Below are 23,110 nucleotides of genomic sequence, written 5' to 3' on the forward strand. Positions count from 1 at the left end.
GTCTTCTACCTGCTTTGCATCATCATCCAGGCGTAGAGGGCGGGATCGTTGTAAGCCTGAGTCCAGGAATCATGGCCGACGCCAGGGTAATACGTGGTTCGTAGTCGTTTGGCTCCGGCATCCCGTAACGCTTTCTCCATTTCACGCGTCTTGGCGGCGGGGACGACCTTGTCGTCTTCGCCATGAATGGCCCAGATGGGGAGGTCTTTGATGGTGGGGGCCGTCTCGGGATCGCCGCCACCGCAAATGGGAACGGCGCTGGCGAAGAGCTCGGGGGCGTGGGCGATGATGTCCCAGGTCCCGAAGCCTCCCATGCTGAGGCCGGTCAGGTGGATGCGGTCGGGGTCGATGTTCTGTTCTTTGGCGATCTTTTTGGTGAGGGCGATGACGGTGCTGGAGTTCCACCATTGCTTGGCCGGGCACTGGGGGGCGAGGACGACGAAGGGAAGGCCTTCCCCTTCAAGCGCCTGTTTGGGCGGGCCATGGAGTTTGACGAGTTCGAGGTCGTCGCCGCGTTCGCCAGAGCCATGCAGGAAAACGACCATCGGGAGCTTGGTGTCGGGGGAGGAGTCGGCCGGACGGACGAGGAGGTAGGAAAGGGCGTCGCCGTCGGGAGCTTCGAATCGGTCTTGGATTTCCTCGGGGGCGGCGTGGGTGATCATGGTCGAAACGAGGGTGAGAATGAGGAATTTCATGGGTTGTTGTGGGTAGGATGGCTCCGGGAAGGAGAGGATTCAAGAACGGGAATCCCGGGGGATTTCAGGGTCGGAGAGGTGGAAATTGACCTTTCCGTGTTATCAGGATATATGAAGCACAATGTCCGAGGGGAAAGACGAATGGTATGTGTCCCGCAGCGGTCAGCGCTTCGGACCGGTGACTTTTGCCGAAATGGTGGAGTCCGCCCGGGCTGGGAGGTTGGAGCCACGGACTGATATGGTGATCGGAGGGGGGCTGACGGAGTGGAAGCCAGCAGGGGAGGTGGAAGGACTTTTTGAGAAGAAGGAGGCAGGCAAGGCGGGTGAAAATGGCGGGAGTCAGGCGTCGTCGAACAACTCGATGGCGGCCAGTGGCAGCTACGATGACAGAAAGGGTCAGCAGCAGGCATTGAAACTGCCGGGTGCTCCGAGGTTGGGCTACTTTCTCGGCGTCACGGTTCTGCCGGTTTTGCTTTTCATTGGCCTGATGAAGATCATGCCGCAGGTTAACGAATTCGTCGGCAAGGAGGCCGCGCCCTGGGCAACGCTGCTGTTGTTTCTTGCCCCTCTGATCGTCGTCGTCGCGATCATTGTGAAGCGCTTTCAGAATCTGGCGATGACCGGATGGTGGTTCTTCGGATTATTCGTGCCGATCCTGAGTTGGTGGGTTGGCTACCGCTTGTTCGCCTGTCCTGCGGGATATGCTTACACCAAGAAACTCGATGTGATCGGCAAGGTGCTGGCAGTGATTTACTGGCTGAGCCTGGTGGGTTCGATCGCGGGCGGTGCCATGTTGGCAAGGAACATGGAGGAGTTGAATGACCCGGCGATGATGAAGAAGACGATTGAGAACTACGAGCGCACCCTGAAGCGCTACATTCCAAAGTCAATTGATCTGCCGAAGAAGTCGGATGACAAATCCAACTGATCGGCTTTCCCCATTTAAGCTGCTGCGATTCGTCGAAGCAGCTACTATGGTTCCGGTAGTTCTTTAATGAAGCTTCGGATCGGCGCGATGATGTCGATCAGGCCGAGATCGTTGTGGCCGGTGTCGGGAATGCCGACGAAGCGCTTGGTCGTCGCCGGACTTGCCTGATGGAGGGTGCGCCCGTGGGTGGCTGGGATAAGGGTGTCCTGTTCTCCGTGAATGATCAGCAGCGGGGTGTCGATCTTGCGGAGGCGTTTGAGATTGGGGAATCGGTTTCCGGGCAGGATGTACTGGGCGGGAGACCGGACGGCGAAGGTGGAGGTGAAGGGTGAGATCAGGATCAGGGCACGCGGGTGATGATGTTGAGCCAGCCAAACCGAGGGACCACTGCCGATCGAGCGGCCGATGACGATGATGTCCTTCTCCGGGATGGATTCGTTGAGGGTGAGGAAATTCCAGGCGGCGGCGATGGCGAGTTCGGTCGATGATTCGCTTGGCGATCCGGTCGAGTGACCGTAGCCGGGATAGTCGTAGGCGAGGACGCCCCAGCCATCGCGGCGCCACTGCTGGTAGAGATCGATGGAAGTGCCGATGTCCTCCGCATTGCCATGGGAGTAGAGAACGGTGGGTTTTCCCGATGCCGGAGGGAAGTAGAAGGCCTTGAGTCTTTCGCCGGCCTCGTCCTCGATCGTGACGAGATTCGGGGCGGTAGGAGCGTAGGCGGGACGCTGCGGCATGAAGATCATCCGATCTGCCATGGTGCATGAGAAGATGCAGAGGCCCGCGTAGGCGATCAGCAGGAATCGAAACAGCCGGAACCCGAAGGACTTTGGACGCTTCTCCATGGGACTACTGGCCGGGTTGATTCGCTGTGGCAGCCAGCGCCTTGATCAGGTCCTCGAGGCTCTGGGGTGCGTCGCTTTCAAAGCTCTTGGCGTAGGCTTCGAACGGCGCTTTGGCAAACTGGCCGGGTTCGGCGGCGGCGAGGCGGGCGGTGGCGAGAGCGTCTTCATTCCTGCCAAGGATCCACTGCACGCGGGCGAGTGAGGCTTTGACGCTGGGATCGTCGGCCGTGTTGGCGGCGAGGATTTCGGCAACGGTTGCGTAGAGCTCTGCCGGAGGGCGTTCGTCAGCCGTGTCGTACTTGCGTGAAATGAGGGCGGCGCACATCAGTGCCATCTGGGGGTCGTCGATCGCCTTGAGGCTGGCATTCGCGGTCGACCAGTTTTTGCGGACCAGTTCGATGTCGACCAGCATCCGGGGAAGATGGATGAAATCGGGGTCGTTGCTGGCAATGGCGGCGACAGCCTGCTGCATGGCATCGGCATCACCGTCACGCTGGGCGGCGGAGTAGGTCTTGAGTTGATCGGTGATCACGACATTGGCGATTTTCGCGCGTTCGACCTCGTCGAGCATTGCCTGCATCTGATCACCCCCGGCGAGAAAGCCTTCGATCATCACGCCGGTTAGTTCTGCCGGGTGGCCACCGAAGAGGTAGCGACCGTCTCTGACGATGAAGGTGAAGGGCAACTTGGTGACTTTTGCCGCTTCGACCCACTCGGTCTGGAAGGTGTCGCCCGAGGGGACGAATGCGACCGAGTGAGTGATGTCCTTGCCTTGCTTTTGGAGGAATTCGGCAACGGCTCCGCGATCGTTTTCACCGACGTTGACGGCGATGATTTCGAGGTTTCGGTCGCCGTAGAGTTTTTGCAGGTCCTGAAGGATCGGCAGGGTCATGACTGAGGGCTCGGATCCGGTGGCCCAGCAGTTGATGAGGTAGGTTTTTCCCGCCTCCCAGGTTTTGGGTGGGGATCCTTTGAGGAAATCGGCCGAGGCAAGGGCGTCCGGTGTCACCGGGTTTCCCGGAGTGAGGCTGAGGGCAGGAACCGAGAGCAGGATGGTGGCGAGGGTGATAAGGAAGGGTTTCATGTCGAGATGAAGGATCATGAGGTGATGGGTTCAGGAGTCTGATCGCCGAGGAAGGACTTCCGGCAGAGATCAGCGTATTTTCCCTCGCGGGCAAGCAGTTCTTCGTGGGTGCCCTGCTCGATCACGCGTCCGTGCTCGAGCACGTAGATCAGGTCGGCGTTCTGGATCGTGGAGAGGCGGTGGGCGATGACGAAGGCGGTGCGGTTCTTCATCAGGGCGTCGAGTGCCTCTTGGATCAGCCGCTCGGTTTCGGAGTCGACCGAAGCGGTGGCCTCGTCGAGGAGCAGGATCGGGGCATTTTTGAGCAGGGCTCGGCCGATCGAGAGCCGTTGTTTCTCGCCGCCGGAGAGCTTCACCCCGCGCTCGCCGACGTTGGTATCGAGTTGTTCGGTTAGATTGCGAACGAAGGTTGAGGCGTTGGCGGCCTCGAGAGCGGCCCAAATTTCTTCTTCGGTCGCGTCGCGTTTGGCGAGCAGCAGGTTTTCCCGCACCGTGCCGTTGAAGAGGAAGGGCTCCTGAGTGACGTAACCAAGGTGTTCGCGCAGAGAAGTCTTGGCCAGCGTGGCGATGTCGATGCCATCGATGGAGATGGTGCCGCTGTCATGCTCATAGAAGCGATTGAGCAGCGAGAGCACGGTGGATTTTCCGGCACCGGTGGAACCGACGAGCGCGACGGTCATGCCGGGTTCGGCATTGAGGCTGACCTTGTGGAGGGTCGGTTGCTTGCCGTAGGCGAAGGAGACTTCATCGAAGCGGACATGCGCCCGGATGGAATGGGGGAGTTGGTCGCCACTGGCGGCATTCGCTTCGTCGTCGGAGTCGAGGATTTCAAAAACGCGGTCACCGGCGGCCCGCGATGAGAAGATCATCTGGTTGAGTTGGCGGAGTTTCGAGACGGGTTCGTAGAAGAGTCCCAGCAGCAGGAAGAATTTCACCAGCTCGCCTCCTTCCATCCGCCCTTCGATCACTGCCTGGGCACCGAAGCCGAGGACCAGGACGTAGCCGAGCATGCCGGCGAAGGACATCGTGGGATTGTAGATCGCCCACCACTTCATGAGGTAAAGGGTGGCGCCGCGCACCTTGTCGGAGAGCTTGTTGAAGTTGGCGTGCTCTTCGGACTCGGCGGCGTAGGATTTGATCTGCCGAATCCCCGCGATGTTGTCGTGGAGGAGGGAATTGAGTGCCGAAGTTGCGTTGCGTTCGGCCTTGTGGCGATGGCGGGCGTCCTTTGAGTAAAGCCAGGCACCGGTCAGGAGGATCGGAATCGGCAGCGTCGCCCACAGTCCGACCTGCCAATCGGTGAGATACATGACCAGCCCGACGGCGATCAACTGGATGGCAGCGACCAGCCCGAGTTCGATTCCATCGATCAAAACGCGCTCCATCGAGGTCACATCCTCGACGACTCGTGTCATAACATCGCCGGTCCGGCGGGAGTCGAACCAGCTCAGGGGAAGGCGTTGGATTTTCCGATAGAGGTCCGAGCGGATGTCGAAAATGACGTTTTGCTCGAAGTGATTGTTGACGAAAATGCGGGCGCAATTGAGGCCGTCCTTCAGGAAAAAGCTGCCAAGCGCGGCCATCACCCATAGCGGTAACTCCTTGTGGCGTGAGGGATCAGGAACGATTTCGTCGATCACGAGGGCGGTGATCGACGGGAAAAAGATCACGGAAACCGCCATCAAGGTGGCGCAGAAAAACTGGGCCGCGGCGAGGCCGGGGTAGCGGCGAAGGTAGGAGAATACTCTGAGGACGGAATTCATTTGAGCGGGGAAGCGATGGGACAGCGCCAATACTTTGTAAAGTGAAGGGTCATCATGATAAAATTAAGGATTGCCGGGGGTTGCCGCGCGTCCCTAGGTTTCCCCCCAAGCAAGACCCAAATCTTTCACTGAAAAACTCCATGGCCAATATCTTTGCCATCCTCACAGCAGTCCTACTGGCGGCATCCGCCTTCCTCGCCCTCAAAAACAAAGAGGCCTACAGCAACGAAATTGCCGAGCGTAAGACCGCGGAGAGCCGTCTGGCGACGACTCAGGGCAAGCTCGCCGATCTTCAGAAAAAGCGGGACACGACGATTGCTGACAAGAAGGAGACGATGGAAGCCACCGTTTCCCTGCGCGAACAGGAAGATCAACAGACGAGCGCCAATGCGGCGGTGAAGAGCGAGATCGCAGAGAAGAGAGCTCAGAGCGAGAAGCAGGCTGCAGAGATCGCCGAGATCAGAGAGAAGACCGCCGATGCGGGTGAGATCAAGGAACTGGCTGGTAAGATCAAGCGGCTGCAGGAGGAGATCACGAGTCTTGAGGATGAAAAGAGTTCGAAGGAGAGCGAGCGCACCAATCTGCTGGCTCTGCGTAGCTCGACCCAGAGCACGGTCACTGCTTTCAACGACGAGACCCGCAAGATCTCGAGCAAGAAGTCCTACGGCAATGCGCGGATCAGTTCGATCTACGGACCATGGGGCTTCGTGACGCTCTCTGCTGGCGCGACCGGTGGTATCGTATCGGGTTCCACCCTCAATGTGGTGCGCGGTGGTGAGCCTGTCGCCCAGCTTCGCGTTCGTTCGGTTGAGACCAATCGTGCTTCTGCTGACATCGTCCCCGATTCATTGGGCGAAGACGTGACGCTGATGGTTGGTGACCAGGTGGTTCCAGCAACCAGCTCGGAGCCCGAGCCTGCGGAAGCCAATGCACAGAACTGATTTTTGACCCCCGGCCAAACCCCATTCCAAAGACTTAATGAAAGCCCTTCTCTACGTTATCGCGCTCCTCGCCATCGGTGGTGCCGCCTTTTTCTCGAATGCCAACAAGGCAAAGCTGGCGGAGCAGCAGCAAGTCCGTCTCGATACGATCAGTACGAACAAGAAGGTTTCGGCAACCGTCGATCTGACTCAGAAAGAGCTCAACACCGAGACCGACAACCTGAAGACGGCGCGCAGCGAAAAGGCTGAAGTCGAGCAGAACATCGACAAGCTGAGATCGGACGAAATCACCTTGAAGCGTGAACTCGCCGATATCGAAGGCACTCTTGAAGAGCAGGCGCAGGATCTGGCGGATGCCAAGAAGGCCGTTGATGAGCTCGAAGCTCTCGACATCCCCGGCGGCATTGACGGCATCGCGGACAACATCAAGGACCTCGAAGATCAGAAGAAAATCCTCATTCAGGACATTGGTGAGCTCGAAACCACCATCGAAGGGGCTGAGAATGCGGTCGCCAAGAACCGTGCGGAGATTTCCCGCCTCGCACGCCGCAAGGCCGAGCGCACCGCCCGTTTCCGCCGCAATGCGATGGAGTCGGTGATCACCGCAGTCGATCAGGACTGGGGCTTCGTTGTGATCGGAGCAGGAAGCAACACCGGTTTCACCCCTCAAACCCGTCTGATCGTGAAGCGCTCTGGCCGTGCGATCGCCGAGATCAGGCCTTCAAGCATTGAAGCAACCCAGACGATCGGTGAAATCGACTGGGATACGCTGGCTCCAGGCGTCCGTCTCCAACCGGGTGATCGGGTGATCCTGGCCAAGACGGCGACCAACTGATTTCGTCCCGTTCCCTTTCAAAACCTCCGCGGGCTTGCAAGCTGCGGAGGTTTTTTTATGTTTCCGGCATGCGCACGCTCATTCTTGCTGCTTCTGCCATCGGCTTCCTTGCGATTTGTTCCTGCACCTCGGAAGATCCGGATCTGAATCCCAAACCGATAACGCCACCAAGCACCTCGAGCACCTTGCCGTGGAATCAGCCCCAGGCCGGACAGGGAGCGGGAGCGCTCGGCATGATGCCGCAGCAGCCACGCCGCTGATCGACTTCAACGGTGGTAAGGCTCTCCTCTGCGGAAGGTGGCCACCCGATAAAGTTGCTCAAGAAGGACGACCAGCGCCAGTTCGTGCTGGAGGGTGAGCTTGGAGAGGCACCAGATTTCATCCGCACTGTCCCGGAGAGCTTCGGTGTGACCGTCCGAGGCTCCGATGAGGAAAGAAACGGTTTTGAGGTCACCCCGGAGCTCAAGAGCTTCGAAGCGCGCGGCCCAAGCGTGGGTGTCCAGATTGTCGCCTCGCTCGTCGAGGGCGATCCGGTAGGAGCCTTCCGAACGCTCGAGAAGGGCGCTGGAAACGCTTTCGGAGTCGCCCGCCTTGAGGTGGATGAGTTCGTATCGGCCGTAGCGGGTGAGCCGCTTGAGGTATTCGGCCACGCCACTTTTCGCGTAGGCGAGAGAGGGTTTTCCGGCGACAAAGATACGGATCTGCACGTGGGCAATCCGAAACCAGTTCGCTCCGATTGGCGAATGGATTCGGCTTGCACGGGGGCAAACGGAGGTAATACTTAAGAAGTATGAAGTATTTCACTCCTGGTATTCTGTTTGTGACCGCCTGCACCTCGGTCGATCCGCATTCGGAGGCTGCTCATGGTCGCAAGGTCATGGCGCTGCAGGAGAAGTTCGATCGCTTTGACTACAATGCAGACGGGAAAATCACGCGTCAGGAAGCTCAGCAGGGTATCGATGAGACAGGTGTGACGGGTGTCACAGAAGCCGAAATCGACGCCATGATGAAGTACTACGACGTCAACGGCGACGGAGCGATCTCGCGCTGGGAAAGCCAGCGCGCGATCGATATGCCCGTGCCTGACCAGTATTGACCGGAGGTGGCACGCCCTCGTGCCACAAGGGTGCGGCGGCTGCCGGCCTGAGGAGGTCCGATCCACCGCGGCAGACTTCTTGCGTGGAAAGGCGCGCGAACTTTGAGGGACGGGCGCGTCGCTCCTCCTAGCGGATCCGCTCGAGCAGCCACGGCAGCAGGGCTTCGACCGGCAGGCGTTCCTGTTCCATCGAATCACGGTGGCGGATCGTGACGGTGCCCTTGGTGTCGTCGCCGTTCTCACCGAGGGTATCGAAGTCGACTGTCACGCAGAAAGGCGTTCCGACTTCATCCTGACGACGATAGCGGCGACCAACCGCACCACCGTCGTCGTAGAAGACGGTCATCCAAGGCTGCAGGGACTTCTGAATTTCCTTACAGATGCGGACCTGTTCTTCGTTCTTCTTGAGGAGGGGGAAGATGCCGACCTTGATCGGCGCCATTCTGGGGACGAAGCGCATCACCGTGCGCGTTTCGCTCTTGCCCTTCTCATTGGTGATTTCTTCCTCATCGAAGGCTTCGCAAATCACGGCAAGCACGGTGCGGTCGCAGCCGGCGGAGGGTTCGACCACATGGGGAATGAAGCGCTCCTTGGTCTCTTCGTCGAAATACTCGAGGTTCTTGCCGGAAGCGCCTTGATGTTTGCCGATGTCGTAGTCGGTCCGGTAAGCGACGCCTTCGAGTTCCTGAATGCCGAAAGGAAATTCGTATTCGATGTCGTAGGTCTTTTTCGAATAGTGGGCGCGTTCGCCATCGGGCACATCGAGGATGTGGAGCTTTTCGCGCGGCACACCGATTTCGCCATAGAAGTCGAGACGGGTCTGCAACCACTCCTCGGTGAGGCGCATGCCGTCCTCGGGTCGACAGAAGAACTCAATCTCCATTTGTTCGAACTCGCGACTACGGAAGGTGTAGTTGCGAGGGTTGATCTCGTTGCGGAACGACTTGCCGATCTGGGCGATGCCGAAGGGCAGCTTGATGCGGTTCGAATCGAGCACGTTCTTATACTGAACGAAGATCGACTGCGCGGTCTCTGGACGAAGGTAGGCGACCGCCTTTGGATCGTTGTCGGAAGCAAGCGCCCCAAGCTTGGTCGACAGCATCAGGTCGAAGGCACGCGGTTCGGTGAGCTCGCAGTTCTTGTGATCGCCGGGTTTGCAGGAAGGCTTCTGACCACACTCGAGGTTTTCGAGATTGTCGGCGCGGAAGCGGCCCTTGCAGGTCTTGCAGTCGACCATCGGGTCACTGAAGCCACCGACGTGGCCACTGGCCTTGAGGACGTCCTGGTGGGTGAGAATGGATCCGTCCATGCCGAGGACGTCGTCACGCTCCTGCACGGTTTTGCGCCACCAGTAGTCCTTGAGATTGCGCTTCAGCTCCGCTCCGAGTGGGCCGTAGTCCCAGCATCCGTTGAGGCCGCCGTAGAGTTCGGCGGATTGAAAGATGAAGCCGCGGCGTTTGCAGAGAGAGACGATTTTCTCCATGCGGACGGGGTCGGTGGTATCCTTGTTGGCCATGATTCTGCTGAAAACTTGTGGGCCGGGAGGAAATCAGCCGGACCCATCCGGGGCAAGGCGGGATTGTGCTTTGTCCCCGAAGTTCCTAGATCTCGGGCATGACGCGTTGTCCCTGGCTGCCCCCCGATCTCGAGCTTTACCGAAAATACCACGACACGGAATGGGGCGTTCCATCGCGCGACCGCCGCTATCTGTTCGAAATGATCTGTCTTGAGGGCGCGCAGGCCGGCTTGTCGTGGTGGACGGTTTTACAAAAACGGGAGCACTACCGGAAGGTGTTCCACAACTTCGAGGTGGAGCGGGTCGCGAGAATGACCGACCGCAAACTCGAGAAACTGGTTGCTGATCCGGGCATCATCCGCCATCGCGGAAAAATCTTCGGGGTGCGGCAGAATGCCAGGTCATGGCTGGCGCTGGAGCAGCGGGAAGGCGATGCCGTGGAGTGGCTCTGGAGCTTCGTTGGTGGCGCACCGATCGTGAACCGCAGGAAGAAGATGGAGGACTATCCGGTCAAGACCATCGAGTCCGAGGCACTGAGCAAGGCGCTCAAGAAAGAAGGATTCAACTTCTTCGGTCCGACGATTGCCTATGCCTTCATGCAGGCGGTGGGAATGGTGGATGATCACTCAGTGGATTGTTTCAAGTCCCACAGGTAGCTCATTGAATCGGAGCCATCAATCGCGCGGCGCGGCAGGCGAGGCGGAACCAGAACCGTCGATCCGTGAATTCCGAGACCTTCACTTGGCGGCTGTGCTCGAAGTCGATCACCAGCATGTGACCGACCTCGTCGATGAATGCGGGATCGGTGGAGAGGGCGGTGATTTCGAAGTTCAAACGAAACGAACGGTTGTCGAGATTCGCCGTGCCGACAAAGGCATAGCGATCGTCGACCAGCATGACTTTCTGGTGAAGAAAACCGCGTTGGTATCTCATCAACTTGATGCCATAGGGAACCGTGTCCTCATAGAAGGAGAATGAAGAAAGCCAAACCAAGCGATGATCCGGTTTTTCCGGTAGCAGGATCCGGACGTCGACGCCACGGATCGCCGCAGTTTGAAGGGCAGTGAGCACCCCATCGTCTGGAACGAAGTAAGGTGAGGTGATCCATAGTTTTTCCTGAGCCGTGTTCGCCGCTTCGGCGACGATCAATTGCCATGAGTCTCCCGGGTCGGCGGGTCCGGTGGGGATGATGGCGGCGTTCTGATTGGCGGCGGTCGGATCCGCATCCCACTCAAGCTCGAGAATTTCACTCGCTGCCCAGTTCCAATCCTCGAGGAAGACCAGTTGAACAGCGAGGACGGCGGGACCGCTGACCCGCATGTGGGTGTCCCGCCAGGCACCGAAGCGCTCGTCCTGGCCGAGGTACTCGTCGCCCACATTGAGTCCTCCAAGAAAGGCGGTCTCGCCATCGATGACCACGATCTTCCGGTGGTTCCTGAAATTCAATTGGAGCCGGGACCACCAGTGGCGGTTCATGCCGAATGAGTGGCACTCGATCCCGACGGCCTTCATCTCATTCAGATAACTCCGCGAGAGTTTGTGGGAGCCCACTTCGTCGAAGAGGAAGAAAACCCTGACTCCTGCCTTCGCTCTTTCGATCAGAGCCTGCTTGAAGCGCCTCCCGACCCGGTCGTTCTTGACGATGAAGAAATTGACGAGGAGGTAATTTTCGGCACTGGCGATGTGCTTGAAAAGCACGTCGAAGGTTTCCTCGCCATCGATCAGAAGTTCAAGTTCGTTGCCTTGGGTGAAGGGAAGTCCACCAAGGTACTCCGCAGCCTTGCCAAAGGCATCGGACGGTTTGATTGCAAAGGATCGAAGCTCATCATGCATGTCACGCGAGAGCATGCGCAGGCGCTCGTCGTCGGCCCGGCGCGCTCTCACGTAACCCGAGAAGCGTCGTCGTCCGGTGAGCCAATAGAGAGGAATCGCGACCCATGGGGCAGCGATGAGGGAGACGATCCAGGCAATCGTGCCCTGAGCCGTTCGCACATGCATCAGCGCGTGGACGACATGCAGGATGCCAATCACGTAGAGCAGGACAACGCCTGCCGCGGCAATGCCTGGCCATGCTTCCGATAGGTTCACGGGCCAAAGGTAGCAGAAGCTGGAGGCGGTGAAAGCAGCGAGTCCATTTGGGCGATTAGCGAAAAATTCGAGAATTGTTCAATTGCTGGATTGACTTGTCAGCGTCGTTAATATATCTCGCCGCCCACAACTTTCGCAAGCCATGTATTCCTCATCCTGCAGCAAACACCAATCCGTTCACCTCATGGGTGGGACGCGCTTGGCGCTGTGCTGGATTCCATGCGATTTTGTTTCCGTCTTTGGGCGGAGCCATGATCTCGGCATGAATCCGGAACCACGAGGAAACAGGGTAGGGTCATTCGATTGACCTGAAAGTCGCTTAAAAGAAGCATTCATGACGCCCTGCTTTCCATCCGGAAGCAGGGTTTTTTGCGTTTCGATCACTCGCTCTCTTCAAACTCAACCACACGACTTCTTCAATCCATTCAGGCCGCAACAGGCCACTCAACTGACAAAACAAGCATCCTACTTCTGATCCTCCTCCGCTTGGAGGGCGGACGGCTCTCGTGGAGGTCTTCATTGAATGTTTAACCGGAATTATCGGAAAACATATCTTTAAAGCGACGGGAGAGTTACGCCTTCGAAGTGGGGTTTCCACCCCATGGTGACCTTGGTGTAGCGGCAGCACCCCGCGTTGTGAGCGCGGCAGCACCGGTTCGAATCCGGTAGGTCACCCCAATTTCCTCGATACTCATGACCGTTCCCATTCTCCATCGTTCTTCCGTTCTTGTTCTGAACCGCCACTGGTTGGCAATCGACGCCATCACTCCGATGGTGGCCTTTGGTCAATTGGTCACGGGCAGTGCGAGGGCGCTGCGGATTTCAGGCGACTCCATTCAGCCTTTCGATTGGGAGGACTGGCGGGGTCTCGAGATTCCGGAAGGAGCGACGACGATCGGAACTCCCGGCGGGAAGGTCCGGGTGCCGACGGTGCTGGTGCTGACGCGCTACGCCAAGGTGCCTTTGATCCGTCCGGTCTTCGGATTCCGTGGCTTGTGGGAACGCGACCAGGGGCGCTGCCAGTATACCGGCAGGGTTCTGAAGCCGGCCGAGGCGAACATCGACCACGTCCTGCCCCGTTCGCGGGGTGGCATGGACAGCTGGGAGAACTGCGTGCTGGCCGACCGGAAAGTGAATACCCGCAAGGGATCACTGACGCCGGAAGAAGCGGGTCTACAGCTTTTGACGGTGCCGCGAGTGCCGAAGGCTGTTCCGGCGACCTTCCGCATCCGCAATGCGTGGGAAGTGGAGGACTGGAAGCACTTCCTTTGACGAATCCGGGAGAGGAGGTGAGAGCCTCCTCTCCCTCATCCCATTTTAAAATCAATGAACAGAATTCTAACAACAAAGCGACTGATCCTGCGCCCGATGCGGATGGAGGATGCCGAGGCGATCACGCATTGGGTAAGCGATCGTCGGGTGGCGGAAATGACCACCCTGATTCCACATCCCTACGCACTTGCCGACGCTGTTGAATGGCTGAAGCGTTTGGTCACCCATGATGAGCACCACATTCATCAGGTTTTCGCGATCACCCTGAGTGAAAGCGGGGAGTTGATCGGGTGCATTGGTCTTCATCGGAACGAAACGGCTCCCTGGGCGGAGTTCGGCTACTGGCTGGGCGTTCCATTCTGGGGAAACGGTTATGCGACCGAAGCCCTGAGTGAGATCCTTCGCTTCGGCTTTGAAGACATCGGACTCAGGCGGATCGAGGCCTGCCACTTTGCTCATAATCCCGCTTCGGGAAGGGTGATGCAGAAGGCAGGCCTTCACTACGAAGGTAAACAACGCCTCCGCTGCCAACGCGGGGGGCAGCTCTTTGACCGGATCAACTACGGATTGATCGACGAGGATTGGAGAGCGTTTAGCACATGTTAGAAAGGCAGTGATATTGAACAGAAGGAAAGGAAGGAAACGAAGGTTTGAAAGTGTGGGTTCTTGTTGGGGATCTGGATTGAGGCTTCGTCGGTTTGTTACCTGTCTGTTCAAGTATACTTTGGAATTAAAGAGCGGGGATTTAGAAGGTCTGAAATGGAAGATCCAGAGTTTGGGGCAGAGCCTCGGCTTTGTTCTCTTCGTTTCCTTCTGTTCAAATTGATTACTGTTAAAGGATTGAGATTAAAGAATATGAAACTATTGACGTCAGAAGATCTGATCGCGGCCGGGTATGAACCCGGGCCGCTGTTCAAGGATCTTTTTGCGAAGATCACCGAGTACGAGGCTCGTGGAATTTCGGACAAGAAATATGCGATGAAGCTGCTCAAGCGCGAGATCACGCCGCCACCTCCCAAGATGGTGATGCGTGAGAAGGCGCTTGGGTTCACCGAGGCGATCCTACCGGAAGGCAAGGAAGAGAAGGCCAACGTGGCGCTGGTCCGCAAGAAGATGGGCGAGCTGATGAAGACTCCGGTGATCGCACGTGGTGCGATCATGCCGGATGCGTGTCCGGCGGGCGCAGGTCAGGCGGTCATTCCCGTGGGTGGGGCGATTGCGGTTGAGAATGCCATTATTCCCTCGGCCCACTCGGCGGATATCTGCTGCTCGATGTTTGCGACCTTCTACGAAGATCGTAGTAGCGTCGCGAAGGAGCTGGATGCGCTGACTTCTTCGACCCGTTTCGGACCGGGGCACCGTCATCTCGATGACCTGGTTTACGATCCGGTGCTCGATGAGGAAGTGTGGAACAATCGATTCCTTTGCGGGATGCGTGATCGTGCCCATGCGCATCTGGCAGACCAGGGAGATGGAAACCACTTCGCCTACCTTGGCGAGATGGAGGTCACTGCCGAAATGCTCGCGGTCCTGCGTTTGACGCGTCATGCCGATTTGGCGGCTGTGCTTTCGCCGAAAAGGTACCGTGTCCTCGTGACCCATCACGGGTCGCGTAGCCTCGGAGCTCACGTTTACAAGCGTGGACAGGCGGTGGCTTTGAAGCATGTGGCTCGGAAAGGGCAGCACATTCCTTCAGCGGCGGCGTGGATCGATGCCAAGGCGCCGGAAGGAAAGGACTACTGGGACGCACTGCAATATGTCGCTCGGTGGACGAAGGCGAATCACCGGGCGATCCATCGTCGCTTCATCGAGCGGATCGGAGGAACTGCCGTGGCTGATTTCGGCAACGAGCACAACTTCGTCTGGCAGCGTGGCGACCTGTTTTTCCACGGCAAGGGGGCGACTCCGGCGTGGAAGGATTCCGATGGACGCCCGCAGCTTGGATTGATTCCTCTCAACATGGCAGAACCAATCCTGATGGTGCTGGGTGCCGATCAGGAGGAGTTCCTTTCCTTCGCGCCGCACGGGGCGGGTCGAAACATGTCGCGGACGGCGCTGAAGCGTCAGTTTCCCGGCGAAGAAGCGCGTCGTCACGCGATCGAGAAAGGCACCGATGGGATCGACGTCCGTTGGTTCTGTGGTCAACCGGATCTCAGTGAGACGCCGGTGGCTTACAAGAACGCGGATGCGGTGAAGGCGCAGATCGCGCACTTCGGCTTGGCCGAGGTGGTGGCTGAGATTCGTCCGCTCGGATGCATCATGGCCGGCGACGTGCCGAAACCATGGCTGCGCGAAAAGGAGCTGACGCCGAAACAGAAACGCCAGATCGAGCATCGGAAGGACCGGAGGAAGACGAGGCAGCAGCTGAGTGATGAGTGGTAATGGGCTTCGGAGTCCCTTGGTGATTCGCTGGGGCTCCGGGGCCGGCTAAAGCCAGCGCTCCAGCGCTGGGGTCTCGAATTGCCGGAGTGATGGGTCGAACTTGCGATTGGAGCGCTGGCTTTAGCCGGCAAGTTCCGGGCCGTAATTATTGTGAGTGGGAATAGCTCACGATAGCTTTTCGGTCATGACTCTCGATGTCTCCACGCCAGCTTTGCTTTTCCCAGCGATCAGCTTGCTCTTTCTCTCGTATACGAATCGCTTTCTCCATCTGGCGTCGCTGATCCGTCAGTTGTATCGCGCTTGGGTCGACAATAAGGACGAGCGGGTGCTCGCGCAGATCGCGAATCTGCGAAAGCGACTGATCCTCATTCGGTGGATGCAGTTTCTCGGGGCGGTGAGCTTGTTTCTCTGTGTTGGTTCGATGGTGTCGATCATGGCAGCGTGGCAAGAAGGGGCTCAGGTCGGGTTTTGGGCGGCCTTGGTGCTGATGGGTGGGTCGCTGGCGTGCCTGATGGTCGAGGTTTGGATCTCGGGCGGAGCGCTGAGGATCATGCTGAGGGAGCTGGAGGAGAGAAAGTGATTGGGCATTGAGTCCGGGCCTGGGTTTTCGTTGAGTCGGCGCGTGGATCTGTTTTCCTCCAACAAGCCCGCCGATTCGAAGGCGCTGAGCGTGACGCAGCTCGTCCGGCGGATGAAGAATCTGCTTGAGATCGAACTGGGTGAGCAGTGGGTCGAAGGAGAGGTTTCCAATCTGCGCAAGCAGGCGAGCGGGCACTGGTATTTCTCACTGAAGGATGAGCGAGCTCAGATTTCCTGCGCGATGTTTGGCGCGCGACACAAGAAGGGATCGGCGGATCTGGAGGACGGGGCGAAGGTGCGGGTGTTTGCGGAGCCGAGTGTCTACGAGGCGCGCGGGCAGTTGCAGATCATCGTTTCAAAAGTCGAGCGGGCAGGTGTCGGCGACCTGCAGGCGAAGTTCGAGGCGCTGAAGAAGAAACTTGAGGCGGAGGGTTTGTTTGCGGCGGCGAGGAAAAAGCAGATACCGGTTTTTCCGAAGGTGGTGGGCATCATCACTTCGGGAACGGGTGCGGCGATTCAGGATATCCTCAACGTGTTGGAGCGACGGGCTCCGTGGGTGCAGCCGGTATTGCTGCCGGTGCGGGTTCAAGGAAAGGGTGCGGAGCGCGAGATCGCGGCGGCGATTCGACAGATGGGGGCGGCACAAGGGGAGACTCCGAAGTGCGACGTCTTGATCGTGGGGCGGGGAGGTGGATCATTGGAAGATCTGTGGAACTTCAACGAGGAGATCGTCGCGCGGGCGATATTTGATTGCCCGATCCCGTTGATTTCGGCGGTCGGGCACGAGATCGATTTCACGATTGCCGATTTTGTTTCGGATCTGCGGGCACCAACTCCGAGCGCGGCGGCGGAGCTGGCGGTGCCGGATGGCGAGGAGTTGAAGATGCGGCTCGGCGTGCTGAAGCGGCGCTTGTCGCGTCGAGTGGGCGAAAGGATCGAGCGGCTGGGATTGCTGCTGGAGAATGCGAAGCGCGGGGTGCTTTCGCGAGGCGGTGAGCGGCTGCTGCGTGAGCCGGCGATGCGGGTGGATCAACTGAGAGGGCGTCTGGCGTCAGCGGTGCAAGCGGATTGGCGCGACCGGGTGGCCGAGTTGCGTTCTCTCAAGCGTTCGTTGGAGGCGCAGCGGCCTGAGAGGCAGATTGAGCAGCGGCTGGAAAAGATTCAGCAGATGAAGGTTCGGCTCGGGCGGAGCGTTACTCAGGAGATTCACGATCGGCGGGAGACGCTCAAGCGCTTGAAGTCGATGCTTCGGGCGCTCGGGCCTGAGTCGGCATTTGAGCGCGGCTTTTCGATCGCGACGACGGCGGAGGGGAAGGTGATCCGTTCGAAGGAGGACGTGGCGCTAGGGGATAAGCTGGTCACGAAGCTGAAGGATGGTGAGTTGGTCAGCGAGCGGGTGGAGTGAGATCGAGCTGCTTGATGCGGGGCGGCCAAGGGTCGAATTCGGAGGATCCTTGTCCTTTACGGCCTTTTCCTTGACCCCCTCGGGTCGGGAGAACAGCTTCGCGCGTAATTTTTCAGCGATATGAACATCCACGAGTACCAGGCCAAAGAGCTATTCGATCAGTACGGGGTTCCAAGCCCTCAAGGAAAGGTGGCGTCCTCGCCCGAAGAGGCGGCTGCTGCTGCCAGGGAATTCTCCGGTTCCAAGCTGGTGATCAAGGCTCAGGTCCACGCGGGTGGTCGCGGCAAGGGGCATTTCAAAAACGGTTTTCAGGGCGGTGTTCACCTCATCGAATCGCCTGAGCAAGCCGCCGAGTTTGCCGGTAAGATGCTCAACGAAACCCTTGTCACCGTTCAGACCGGTGAGGCGGGCCGCCTGGTCCGCAAGGTGATGATCGCGGAGGCGGTCGACATCGAACACGAGTATTACCTCGCGATCCTTCTCGATCGCGCAACATCGAAGCCGGTGATCGTGGCTTCCACCGAAGGCGGGATGAGCATTGAGGATGTGGCGCACGATACGCCGGAGAAGATCATGCGTCAGTTCGTGCATCCCTTGCTCGGTCTTCAAGCTTACGAAATCCGCAAGATTGCGGCGGGGCTTGGGTTGTCCGGCGACATCGCGAAGCAATTCGCGAAGCTGCTCAAGAATCTCTACTCGCTGTTCATCAAGTGCGATTGCTCGATGCTTGAGATCAACCCGCTGGTCACCACACCGGATGGCCGGGTGCTCGCGCTGGATGCCAAGTTCGGCTTCGACGACAACGCGCTTTACCGCCACCCGGATATCGTCGCGATGCGCGACACGGAAGAGGAGGATCCCCGCGAGGTGGCGGCTTCCGAGTTTGACCTGAACTACATCGGTCTGGATGGAAGCATTGCCTGTCTCGTCAACGGTGCCGGTCTGGCGATGGCGACGATGGACATCATCAAGCACTACGGTGGTGAGCCGGCGAACTTCCTCGATGTGGGGGGTGGTGCTTCCAAAGAGCAGGTGGCTGCCGCTTTCAAGATCATCCTCGGGGACCCGAACGTGAAAGGCATCCTGATCAATATTTTCGGCGGGATCATGGACTGCAACGTGATCGCCGAGGGCGTGATCGCTGCCGCCAAGGAAACCGGACTGCCGCTGCCACTGGTGGTGCGCTTGGAAGGAAACAATGTCGAAGCTGGCAAGGCGACGCTCGCTGCGAGCGGCCTGAACATTGTCGCCGCGACGACCATGGCCGATGGAGCCGAAAAGATCGTCGCCGCTGTTTCCGCCTGAAATTGAATTTTAATACTTAAGACGATGGCCATTCTCATTGATGAAAACACCAAGGTCCTGATTCAGGGCATCACCGGCAGCTTTGGCGCACGCCACGCATCGCTTTCGCTCGCCTACGGCACGAAGCTGGTGGCGGGAGTCACTCCCGGCAAAGGCGGACAGAAGTTTGAAGACCAAGTGCCGATCTTCGACACTGTTTCTCAAGCCGTGAATGAAACCGGCGCGACCGCTTCGGCGATTTTCGTGCCGCCTCCATTTGCCGCCGATGCGATTCTTGAAGCCGCCGATGCCGGGGTGGATCTGATCGTTGCGATTACCGAAGGCATTCCCGTGATGGACATGATGCGTGTAAAGTCGGCACTGCAGGGTTCCAAGAGCCGCCTGATCGGACCGAACTGTCCGGGTGTCGTGACTCCAGGTCGCGGTGAAAAGAGTCACGGCGGCTGCCGGATCGGCATTGCGCCGGGATACATCCACAAGCGCGGCAATGTCGGCGTGGTTTCACGCTCCGGCACCTTGACTTACGAGGCCGTGTTTCAGCTCACCGAGCTCGGCTACGGTCAGAGTACCTGCGTCGGAATCGGTGGTGATCCGATCAACGGCACCAGCCACATCGATGTCCTGAAAATGTTCAACGACGATCCGGAGACCGAAGCGATCATCATGATCGGTGAGATCGGTGGAGATGCGGAAGCCGAAGCGGCACGTTGGGCGAAGGACCACTGCAAGAAGCCGATCGCTGGATTCATTGCCGGTGCGACGGCACCTCCGGGCCGTCGCATGGGTCACGCCGGGGCGATCGTGGGTGGCGAAGATGACACCGCCGAAGCCAAGAAGCGGATACTCGCCGAGTGCGGGATCGCGGTGGCCGAGACGCCAAGTGACATGGCCAAGACCCTCCTTGAGCGCTGGGGTAAGTAGCTTGTTTGCGATTTTGATTTTTCAACGGCGCAGCTCGAAAGGGCTGCGCCGTTTTCATGGGAGGTGCGACGCCCCGTCGCACGAGGGTGGGTGGCTTGGACGGGTGCGCTTGGTTGTGAGTATTTTGGTGAGGTGAGCCGTCACGATAGTGGCACGGGGGCCTGCCACTTCCAAAAGTTTGAATCAGAACGCTGGTCGGGAAGTAGGGAATTGAGAACAGGTAATGGCTCGTCGGAATCATGACCGGGACGGTCATGCCACTTGGGCACCGTGGTTCTTGCAAGGCGGGTTCGAAAAGTTAGGATTTTGGCAGACAAGCAAGCGCGGCAAGAACGCTGATGCTGTAGTTACAACCGAAATACATTTTTGACTTTAGATATGGAAACGGCGCAAGCGAGTTCGACAGGGCTGACGGAAGAGGAAATCAAGGGGGCGTCCGAGTGGGTTTATCCGCTACGGGCTGAGATCGGGCGGTATCTGATTGGCCAACAGGATCTGGTAGATCGGTTGATCGCAGTGTTGTTGGTGAAGGGGCACGTGCTGCTGGAGGGAGTCCCGGGGCTTGCGAAAACCCTGGCTCTCAAGACCTTGGCAGAGCTCGTGAGCGCCAAATTCAACCGCATCCAGTTCACGCCGGACATGCTGCCGGCCGACATCGTGGGAACCCAGGTCTTCGATCCACGGGCGGCGAAGTTCGAGGTGAAACATGGGCCGGTTTTCGCCAACTTCATTCTCGCGGATGAGATCAACCGGGCGCCGGCGAAGGTGCAGAGTGCCTTGCTTGAAGCGATGCAGGAGAAGCAGGTGACGATCGGCGAGGAGAGCTTCAAGTTGGCCGATCCGTTTTTCGTGCTGGCCACTCAAAATCCACTCGAACAGGAGGGCACCTATCCGCTTCCCGAAGCCCAGCTTGATCGATTCATCATGAAGGTGCTGGTCGACTACCCGAGCATGGATGAGGAAATGGCGGTGATTGATGTGGCGGCAAACACGCAGAACGTGCCGCCGCCGAAGCCGGTGGTAACTCTTGATGTCATCGGTCGGGCGCAGGAGATGGTCAATCGCGTGTATCTCGATGAGAAGGTGAAGCGCTATATTGTGAGTCTGGTTCACGCGACGCGTCGGCCGGAGGACTTCGGGCTCAAAATTGGACCTTATCTTCGCGTGGGGGCATCGCCCCGGGCATCGATCGCGATGACGCTTCTCGGCAAGGCGCGGGCTTTTCTCGAAGGCCGGACCTATGTCACGCCACACGATGTGAAATCCATCGCGCCGGACGTGCTGCGGCACCGGGTTGCGGTGTCCTATGAGGCCGAGGCCGAGGGCTTGGATGCGGAGCATTTCATCAAGCAGATCCTTGATGAGATGCCGGTGCCTTGAAGACGCAAGACTGAGAGACGGAAGACAGAAGACGGGAATCCAGAGCTGATGGCGAAGAGCGGCAGACAGATCAGGGAGGACGAAGAGAACGAAGCACGTGTGGCCGATATCATGGGTCGTGTGCGGCGGATGGATATTCGTACGAAGCGTCTCGTAGATGATCACCTCGCGGGGAGTTATGCGAGTGTCTTCAAGGGGCGGGGAATGGATTTTGACCGGGTGCGGAATTACGTGCCGGGAGACGATGTGCGGACGATCGATTGGAATGTGACCGCACGAACGGGCGAGCCGTTCATCAAGACTTTTACCGAAGAGCGGGAACTGACGATGATCCTGATGATCGACGTCAGTGCTTCGTCGGACTTCGGATCAAGCGAAGCGAGCAAGCGCGAGTTGCAGACCGAGATCGGTGGCGTGCTGGCGGCCTCGGCAATTCGGAATCGCGACAAGGTCGGGCTGGTGCTTTTTTCGGATGATGTGGAGCTCTACATTCCTCCAGTGAAAGGCCGTTCGAATATCCTGCGGGTGATTCGCGAGGCGCTCTTTTTTCAACCGACGGGTCGGGGAACGAACATCAATGGGGCGCTGGATTTCGTGAACCGCGTGATGCAACGGCGGGCGGTGGTGTTTCTGATTTCGGACTTCCGTTTGCATGGCGAGGAGAAGGAACTGCAGCACAAGCTGAGTGTGACGGGTCGGCATCACGATGTGATCGCGGTGGCAGTGAATGATCCGCTCGAGTCAGAATTGCCGGACGTCGGCGTGTTGCGCATCGAGGATGCGGAGACCGGAGAGATGGTTCAGGTCGACACGGGGAGTGCGAAGGTCCGGGAGTCGTATCGGGAACAGGCCGTCGACCGACGTGAGCGGATTACCACAGCGGTACGGCGAAGCGGGGTCGATTTTCTGGAGTTCTCCGCAGGTCGCGACTGGATTCCGGCCTTGATGGGATTTTTCAATAGAAGGAGGGCCCGCAAATGAGATCGCTTCTCGTGTTGGGGATGGGTCTGGCGTCGCCCTTGTTGGCTCAGCAGGCTGAGGATGACATCCGTGGACCGAAGCCATTGATTGAGATTCCGGAACCGGAGCCGGTGGTGCCTTGGCTCAGCTATTCGCTGTGGGCCTTGTTGGCCTTGTTGGTGGTGGCGGCAATTATTTGGGCGATCAAACGCCGATCGAAGCCGGAAACGACGGCGGAGGAGCTGGCGAAGCGGGAATTGGATAGGTTGGGGAGGAAAGGAACCGATCTTGAAGCTGGAGACTTTGCCTTGGCGGCGAGTCAGGTTGTTAGAAGCTTCATTGAGCGCAAGTTCGGACTGGCTGCACCGAGAAGGACGACCGAAGAGTTCCTACAGGAGCTGGCGGCTGAAGACAATCGGGTGCTGAGTTCGAGAATGGATCCTTTGCGTGGTTTTCTGAGATCGTGCGATATGGCGAAGTTCGCTGGTGCGGATCTTGGTGTGGGTGAGCGAGGCGAGTTGTTGGCGAAGGCCCGCGCCTTTGTCGAAGCTCCTGAGCCGATGAAAGAAAAGGGGGTAGCGGCCTGATGGACGAGAGTTTCCAGTTTGCGAATCCGGCTTGGTTGTGGCTGTTGCTTGCCTTGCCGATCATGGCGTTTTTCCGGGGTCGGGCCGGGCGGGCGGTGGCTCTGAGGCTGCCCTCGGTTTCCGATGCGCGTGGCGTTGGTTCGCAGCCCAAGTCACGGATCGGAGGACTGTTGATGGGGCTTTTATACCTGGGCCTGGTGCTGACGATCGTGGCGTTGGCTCGTCCTCAGTTGGGGAAGGGCAGGACGGAGGTCGAGACGAGCGGGATCGACATCATGCTGGCGGTTGATGTTTCGGGATCGATGCAGGCGATGGATTTTGAGATTGATGGCGAACGCTTGAATCGTCTCGAGGTGGTCAAGGAAGTGGTCGAGGAATTTGTCAGTGATCGTCCGGGTGATCGGATCGGGATGGTGGGCTTTGCCGGGCGACCCTACATGGTCAGTCCTCTGACTTTGGATCATGACTGGCTGAAGAACCGCCTGAAGGAAGTGCAGATCGGCCGGGTGGAAGATGGCACCGCGATTG

Annotated in this window: 24 protein-coding genes and 1 tRNA gene; 18 read left to right on the forward strand and 7 right to left on the reverse strand. The window is 58.6% G+C overall.

Features of this window, described 5'->3' with window-relative positions; all coding sequences use genetic code 11:
* Positions 1 to 5 precede the first annotated feature (5 nt).
* Positions 6 to 695, reverse strand: coding sequence for a prolyl oligopeptidase family serine peptidase (locus WBG04_RS14685; protein ID WP_424315203.1), 690 nt, complete (start codon positions 693 to 695; stop codon positions 6 to 8).
* A 121-nt stretch (positions 696 to 816) separates the two neighbouring features.
* On the opposite strand from WBG04_RS14685, the gene WBG04_RS14690 reads away from it, so the two are divergent.
* On the forward strand, positions 817 to 1,623 hold the full coding sequence (locus tag WBG04_RS14690) for a GYF domain-containing protein (RefSeq protein ID WP_424315204.1): 807 nt from the start codon (positions 817 to 819) through the stop codon (positions 1,621 to 1,623).
* Between the two features lie 44 nt (positions 1,624 to 1,667).
* Here WBG04_RS14690 and WBG04_RS14695 read toward each other — a convergent pair whose 3' ends face one another.
* From WBG04_RS14695 to WBG04_RS14705, 3 genes are read right to left on the reverse strand one after another with little or no spacing between them, the layout of a single operon-like run.
* Complete coding sequence (locus WBG04_RS14695) at positions 1,668 to 2,468, reverse strand: alpha/beta hydrolase (RefSeq protein ID WP_424315205.1); 801 nt, start codon at positions 2,466 to 2,468, stop codon at positions 1,668 to 1,670.
* 4 nt (positions 2,469 to 2,472) lie between these two features.
* Positions 2,473 to 3,570, reverse strand: a complete 1,098-nt coding sequence (locus WBG04_RS14700; protein WP_424315206.1) for a TlpA disulfide reductase family protein — start codon at positions 3,568 to 3,570, stop codon at positions 2,473 to 2,475.
* The gene (locus tag WBG04_RS14705; RefSeq protein ID WP_424315207.1) at positions 3,567 to 5,315 is read right to left on the reverse strand and encodes an ABC transporter ATP-binding protein; all 1,749 of its coding nucleotides are present in this window, start codon (positions 5,313 to 5,315) and stop codon (positions 3,567 to 3,569) included. Before WBG04_RS14705 ends, WBG04_RS14700 begins: the two co-directional genes overlap by 4 nt.
* 140 nt (positions 5,316 to 5,455) lie before the next feature.
* Between WBG04_RS14705 and WBG04_RS14710 the strand changes: the two genes are divergently transcribed.
* From WBG04_RS14710 to WBG04_RS14720, 3 genes are all read left to right on the forward strand, one after another.
* On the forward strand, positions 5,456 to 6,256 hold the full coding sequence (locus WBG04_RS14710) for a hypothetical protein (RefSeq protein ID WP_424315208.1): 801 nt from the start codon (positions 5,456 to 5,458) through the stop codon (positions 6,254 to 6,256).
* A 37-nt stretch (positions 6,257 to 6,293) separates the two neighbouring features.
* Positions 6,294 to 7,091, forward strand: a complete 798-nt coding sequence (locus WBG04_RS14715; RefSeq protein WP_424315209.1) for a hypothetical protein — start codon at positions 6,294 to 6,296, stop codon at positions 7,089 to 7,091.
* Positions 7,092 to 7,159: 68 nt separating this feature from the next.
* Positions 7,160 to 7,351: a hypothetical protein gene (locus tag WBG04_RS14720; RefSeq protein ID WP_424315210.1), complete on the forward strand. Its 192-nt coding sequence runs from the start codon at positions 7,160 to 7,162 to the stop codon at positions 7,349 to 7,351.
* 6 nt (positions 7,352 to 7,357) lie between these two features.
* Here WBG04_RS14720 and WBG04_RS14725 read toward each other — a convergent pair whose 3' ends face one another.
* A complete protein-coding gene (locus WBG04_RS14725) occupies positions 7,358 to 7,798 on the reverse strand; it encodes a 23S rRNA (pseudouridine(1915)-N(3))-methyltransferase RlmH (protein WP_424315211.1) in 441 nt (146 codons plus the stop codon).
* Positions 7,799 to 7,881: 83 nt separating this feature from the next.
* Here WBG04_RS14725 and WBG04_RS14730 point away from each other — a divergent pair, with 83 nt between their 5' ends.
* Positions 7,882 to 8,187, forward strand: a complete 306-nt coding sequence (locus tag WBG04_RS14730) for an EF-hand domain-containing protein (RefSeq protein WP_424315212.1) — start codon at positions 7,882 to 7,884, stop codon at positions 8,185 to 8,187.
* A gap of 127 nt (positions 8,188 to 8,314) precedes the next feature.
* Here the strand turns inward: WBG04_RS14730 and WBG04_RS14735 are convergent, their stop codons facing one another.
* A complete protein-coding gene (locus tag WBG04_RS14735) occupies positions 8,315 to 9,703 on the reverse strand; it encodes a glycine--tRNA ligase (RefSeq protein WP_424315213.1) in 1,389 nt (462 codons plus the stop codon).
* Between the two features lie 98 nt (positions 9,704 to 9,801).
* Here WBG04_RS14735 and WBG04_RS14740 point away from each other — a divergent pair, with 98 nt between their 5' ends.
* Positions 9,802 to 10,359: a DNA-3-methyladenine glycosylase I gene (locus WBG04_RS14740; RefSeq protein ID WP_424315214.1), complete on the forward strand. Its 558-nt coding sequence runs from the start codon at positions 9,802 to 9,804 to the stop codon at positions 10,357 to 10,359.
* Between the two features lies 1 nt (position 10,360).
* On the opposite strand, the gene cls is transcribed toward WBG04_RS14740, so the two are convergent.
* The gene (cls, locus tag WBG04_RS14745; RefSeq protein ID WP_424315215.1) at positions 10,361 to 11,791 is read right to left on the reverse strand and encodes a cardiolipin synthase; all 1,431 of its coding nucleotides are present in this window, start codon (positions 11,789 to 11,791) and stop codon (positions 10,361 to 10,363) included.
* 604 nt (positions 11,792 to 12,395) lie between these two features.
* Between cls and WBG04_RS14750 the strand changes: the two genes are divergently transcribed.
* The 12 genes from WBG04_RS14750 to WBG04_RS14805 form a co-directional block, all read left to right on the forward strand.
* Positions 12,396 to 12,469: transfer RNA gene (locus WBG04_RS14750), tRNA-His, on the forward strand.
* Between the two features lie 15 nt (positions 12,470 to 12,484).
* A complete protein-coding gene (locus WBG04_RS14755) occupies positions 12,485 to 13,063 on the forward strand; it encodes an HNH endonuclease (protein WP_424315216.1) in 579 nt (192 codons plus the stop codon).
* A 54-nt stretch (positions 13,064 to 13,117) separates the two neighbouring features.
* Positions 13,118 to 13,669 (forward strand): GNAT family N-acetyltransferase, encoded by a 552-nt coding sequence (locus WBG04_RS14760; RefSeq protein ID WP_424315217.1) that lies wholly within the window; start codon positions 13,118 to 13,120, stop codon positions 13,667 to 13,669.
* A 249-nt stretch (positions 13,670 to 13,918) separates the two neighbouring features.
* Positions 13,919 to 15,445, forward strand: coding sequence for an RtcB family protein (locus tag WBG04_RS14765; protein WP_424315218.1), 1,527 nt, complete (start codon positions 13,919 to 13,921; stop codon positions 15,443 to 15,445).
* Positions 15,446 to 15,629: 184 nt separating this feature from the next.
* Positions 15,630 to 16,025: a DUF2721 domain-containing protein gene (locus WBG04_RS14770; RefSeq protein ID WP_424315219.1), complete on the forward strand. Its 396-nt coding sequence runs from the start codon at positions 15,630 to 15,632 to the stop codon at positions 16,023 to 16,025.
* Between the two features lie 42 nt (positions 16,026 to 16,067).
* Positions 16,068 to 17,429, forward strand: a complete 1,362-nt coding sequence (gene xseA / locus WBG04_RS14775) for an exodeoxyribonuclease VII large subunit (protein WP_424315220.1) — start codon at positions 16,068 to 16,070, stop codon at positions 17,427 to 17,429.
* 120 nt (positions 17,430 to 17,549) lie between these two features.
* Positions 17,550 to 18,734 (forward strand): ADP-forming succinate--CoA ligase subunit beta, encoded by a 1,185-nt coding sequence (gene sucC, locus WBG04_RS14780; RefSeq protein ID WP_424315221.1) that lies wholly within the window; start codon positions 17,550 to 17,552, stop codon positions 18,732 to 18,734.
* Positions 18,735 to 18,758: 24 nt separating this feature from the next.
* Positions 18,759 to 19,655, forward strand: a complete 897-nt coding sequence (sucD, locus tag WBG04_RS14785) for a succinate--CoA ligase subunit alpha (RefSeq protein ID WP_424315222.1) — start codon at positions 18,759 to 18,761, stop codon at positions 19,653 to 19,655.
* 378 nt (positions 19,656 to 20,033) lie between these two features.
* Positions 20,034 to 21,035 carry an AAA family ATPase gene (locus WBG04_RS14790; RefSeq protein WP_424315223.1) on the forward strand — a complete coding sequence of 334 codons (1,002 nt, stop codon included), beginning with the start codon at positions 20,034 to 20,036 and terminating at the stop codon, positions 21,033 to 21,035.
* Between the two features lie 48 nt (positions 21,036 to 21,083).
* A complete protein-coding gene (locus WBG04_RS14795; protein ID WP_424315224.1) occupies positions 21,084 to 22,016 on the forward strand; it encodes a DUF58 domain-containing protein in 933 nt (310 codons plus the stop codon).
* Positions 22,013 to 22,582 carry a DUF4381 family protein gene (locus WBG04_RS14800; protein WP_424315225.1) on the forward strand — a complete coding sequence of 190 codons (570 nt, stop codon included), beginning with the start codon at positions 22,013 to 22,015 and terminating at the stop codon, positions 22,580 to 22,582. Before WBG04_RS14795 ends, WBG04_RS14800 begins: the two co-directional genes overlap by 4 nt.
* Positions 22,582 to 23,110, forward strand: a 529-nt coding sequence (locus WBG04_RS14805) for a VWA domain-containing protein (RefSeq protein WP_424315226.1), incomplete at its 3' end; no start/stop codon positions are given. The genes WBG04_RS14800 and WBG04_RS14805, both read left to right, overlap by 1 nt.

Origin of the sequence: Haloferula sp. (assembly GCF_049672945.1) — a bacterium.
Lineage (GTDB): Bacteria > Verrucomicrobiota > Verrucomicrobiia > Verrucomicrobiales > Akkermansiaceae > Haloferula.

Bases quoted from the DNA above. Each gene is read 5' to 3' on its own strand.
- WBG04_RS14760 (WP_424315217.1), top strand. From the start codon at position 13,118: ATGAACAGAATTCTAACAACAAAGCGACTGATCCTGCGCCCGATGCGG.
- WBG04_RS14715 (WP_424315209.1), top strand. From the start codon at position 6,294: ATGAAAGCCCTTCTCTACGTTATCGCGCTCCTCGCCATCGGTGGTGCC.
- WBG04_RS14740 (WP_424315214.1), top strand. From the start codon at position 9,802: ATGACGCGTTGTCCCTGGCTGCCCCCCGATCTCGAGCTTTACCGAAAA.
- WBG04_RS14700 (WP_424315206.1), bottom strand. From the start codon at position 3,570: ATGATCCTTCATCTCGACATGAAACCCTTCCTTATCACCCTCGCCACC.
- WBG04_RS14720 (WP_424315210.1), top strand. From the start codon at position 7,160: ATGCGCACGCTCATTCTTGCTGCTTCTGCCATCGGCTTCCTTGCGATT.
- WBG04_RS14690 (WP_424315204.1), top strand. From the start codon at position 817: ATGTCCGAGGGGAAAGACGAATGGTATGTGTCCCGCAGCGGTCAGCGC.
- WBG04_RS14765 (WP_424315218.1), top strand. From the start codon at position 13,919: ATGAAACTATTGACGTCAGAAGATCTGATCGCGGCCGGGTATGAACCC.
- WBG04_RS14790 (WP_424315223.1), top strand. From the start codon at position 20,034: ATGGAAACGGCGCAAGCGAGTTCGACAGGGCTGACGGAAGAGGAAATC.
- WBG04_RS14685 (WP_424315203.1), bottom strand. From the start codon at position 695: ATGAAATTCCTCATTCTCACCCTCGTTTCGACCATGATCACCCACGCC.
- sucC (WP_424315221.1), top strand. From the start codon at position 17,550: ATGAACATCCACGAGTACCAGGCCAAAGAGCTATTCGATCAGTACGGG.
- WBG04_RS14795 (WP_424315224.1), top strand. From the start codon at position 21,084: ATGGCGAAGAGCGGCAGACAGATCAGGGAGGACGAAGAGAACGAAGCA.
- WBG04_RS14735 (WP_424315213.1), bottom strand. From the start codon at position 9,703: ATGGCCAACAAGGATACCACCGACCCCGTCCGCATGGAGAAAATCGTC.
- WBG04_RS14770 (WP_424315219.1), top strand. From the start codon at position 15,630: ATGACTCTCGATGTCTCCACGCCAGCTTTGCTTTTCCCAGCGATCAGC.
- WBG04_RS14705 (WP_424315207.1), bottom strand. From the start codon at position 5,315: ATGAATTCCGTCCTCAGAGTATTCTCCTACCTTCGCCGCTACCCCGGC.
- WBG04_RS14710 (WP_424315208.1), top strand. From the start codon at position 5,456: ATGGCCAATATCTTTGCCATCCTCACAGCAGTCCTACTGGCGGCATCC.
- WBG04_RS14730 (WP_424315212.1), top strand. From the start codon at position 7,882: ATGAAGTATTTCACTCCTGGTATTCTGTTTGTGACCGCCTGCACCTCG.
- WBG04_RS14695 (WP_424315205.1), bottom strand. From the start codon at position 2,468: ATGGAGAAGCGTCCAAAGTCCTTCGGGTTCCGGCTGTTTCGATTCCTG.
- sucD (WP_424315222.1), top strand. From the start codon at position 18,759: ATGGCCATTCTCATTGATGAAAACACCAAGGTCCTGATTCAGGGCATC.
- WBG04_RS14755 (WP_424315216.1), top strand. From the start codon at position 12,485: ATGACCGTTCCCATTCTCCATCGTTCTTCCGTTCTTGTTCTGAACCGC.
- WBG04_RS14800 (WP_424315225.1), top strand. From the start codon at position 22,013: ATGAGATCGCTTCTCGTGTTGGGGATGGGTCTGGCGTCGCCCTTGTTG.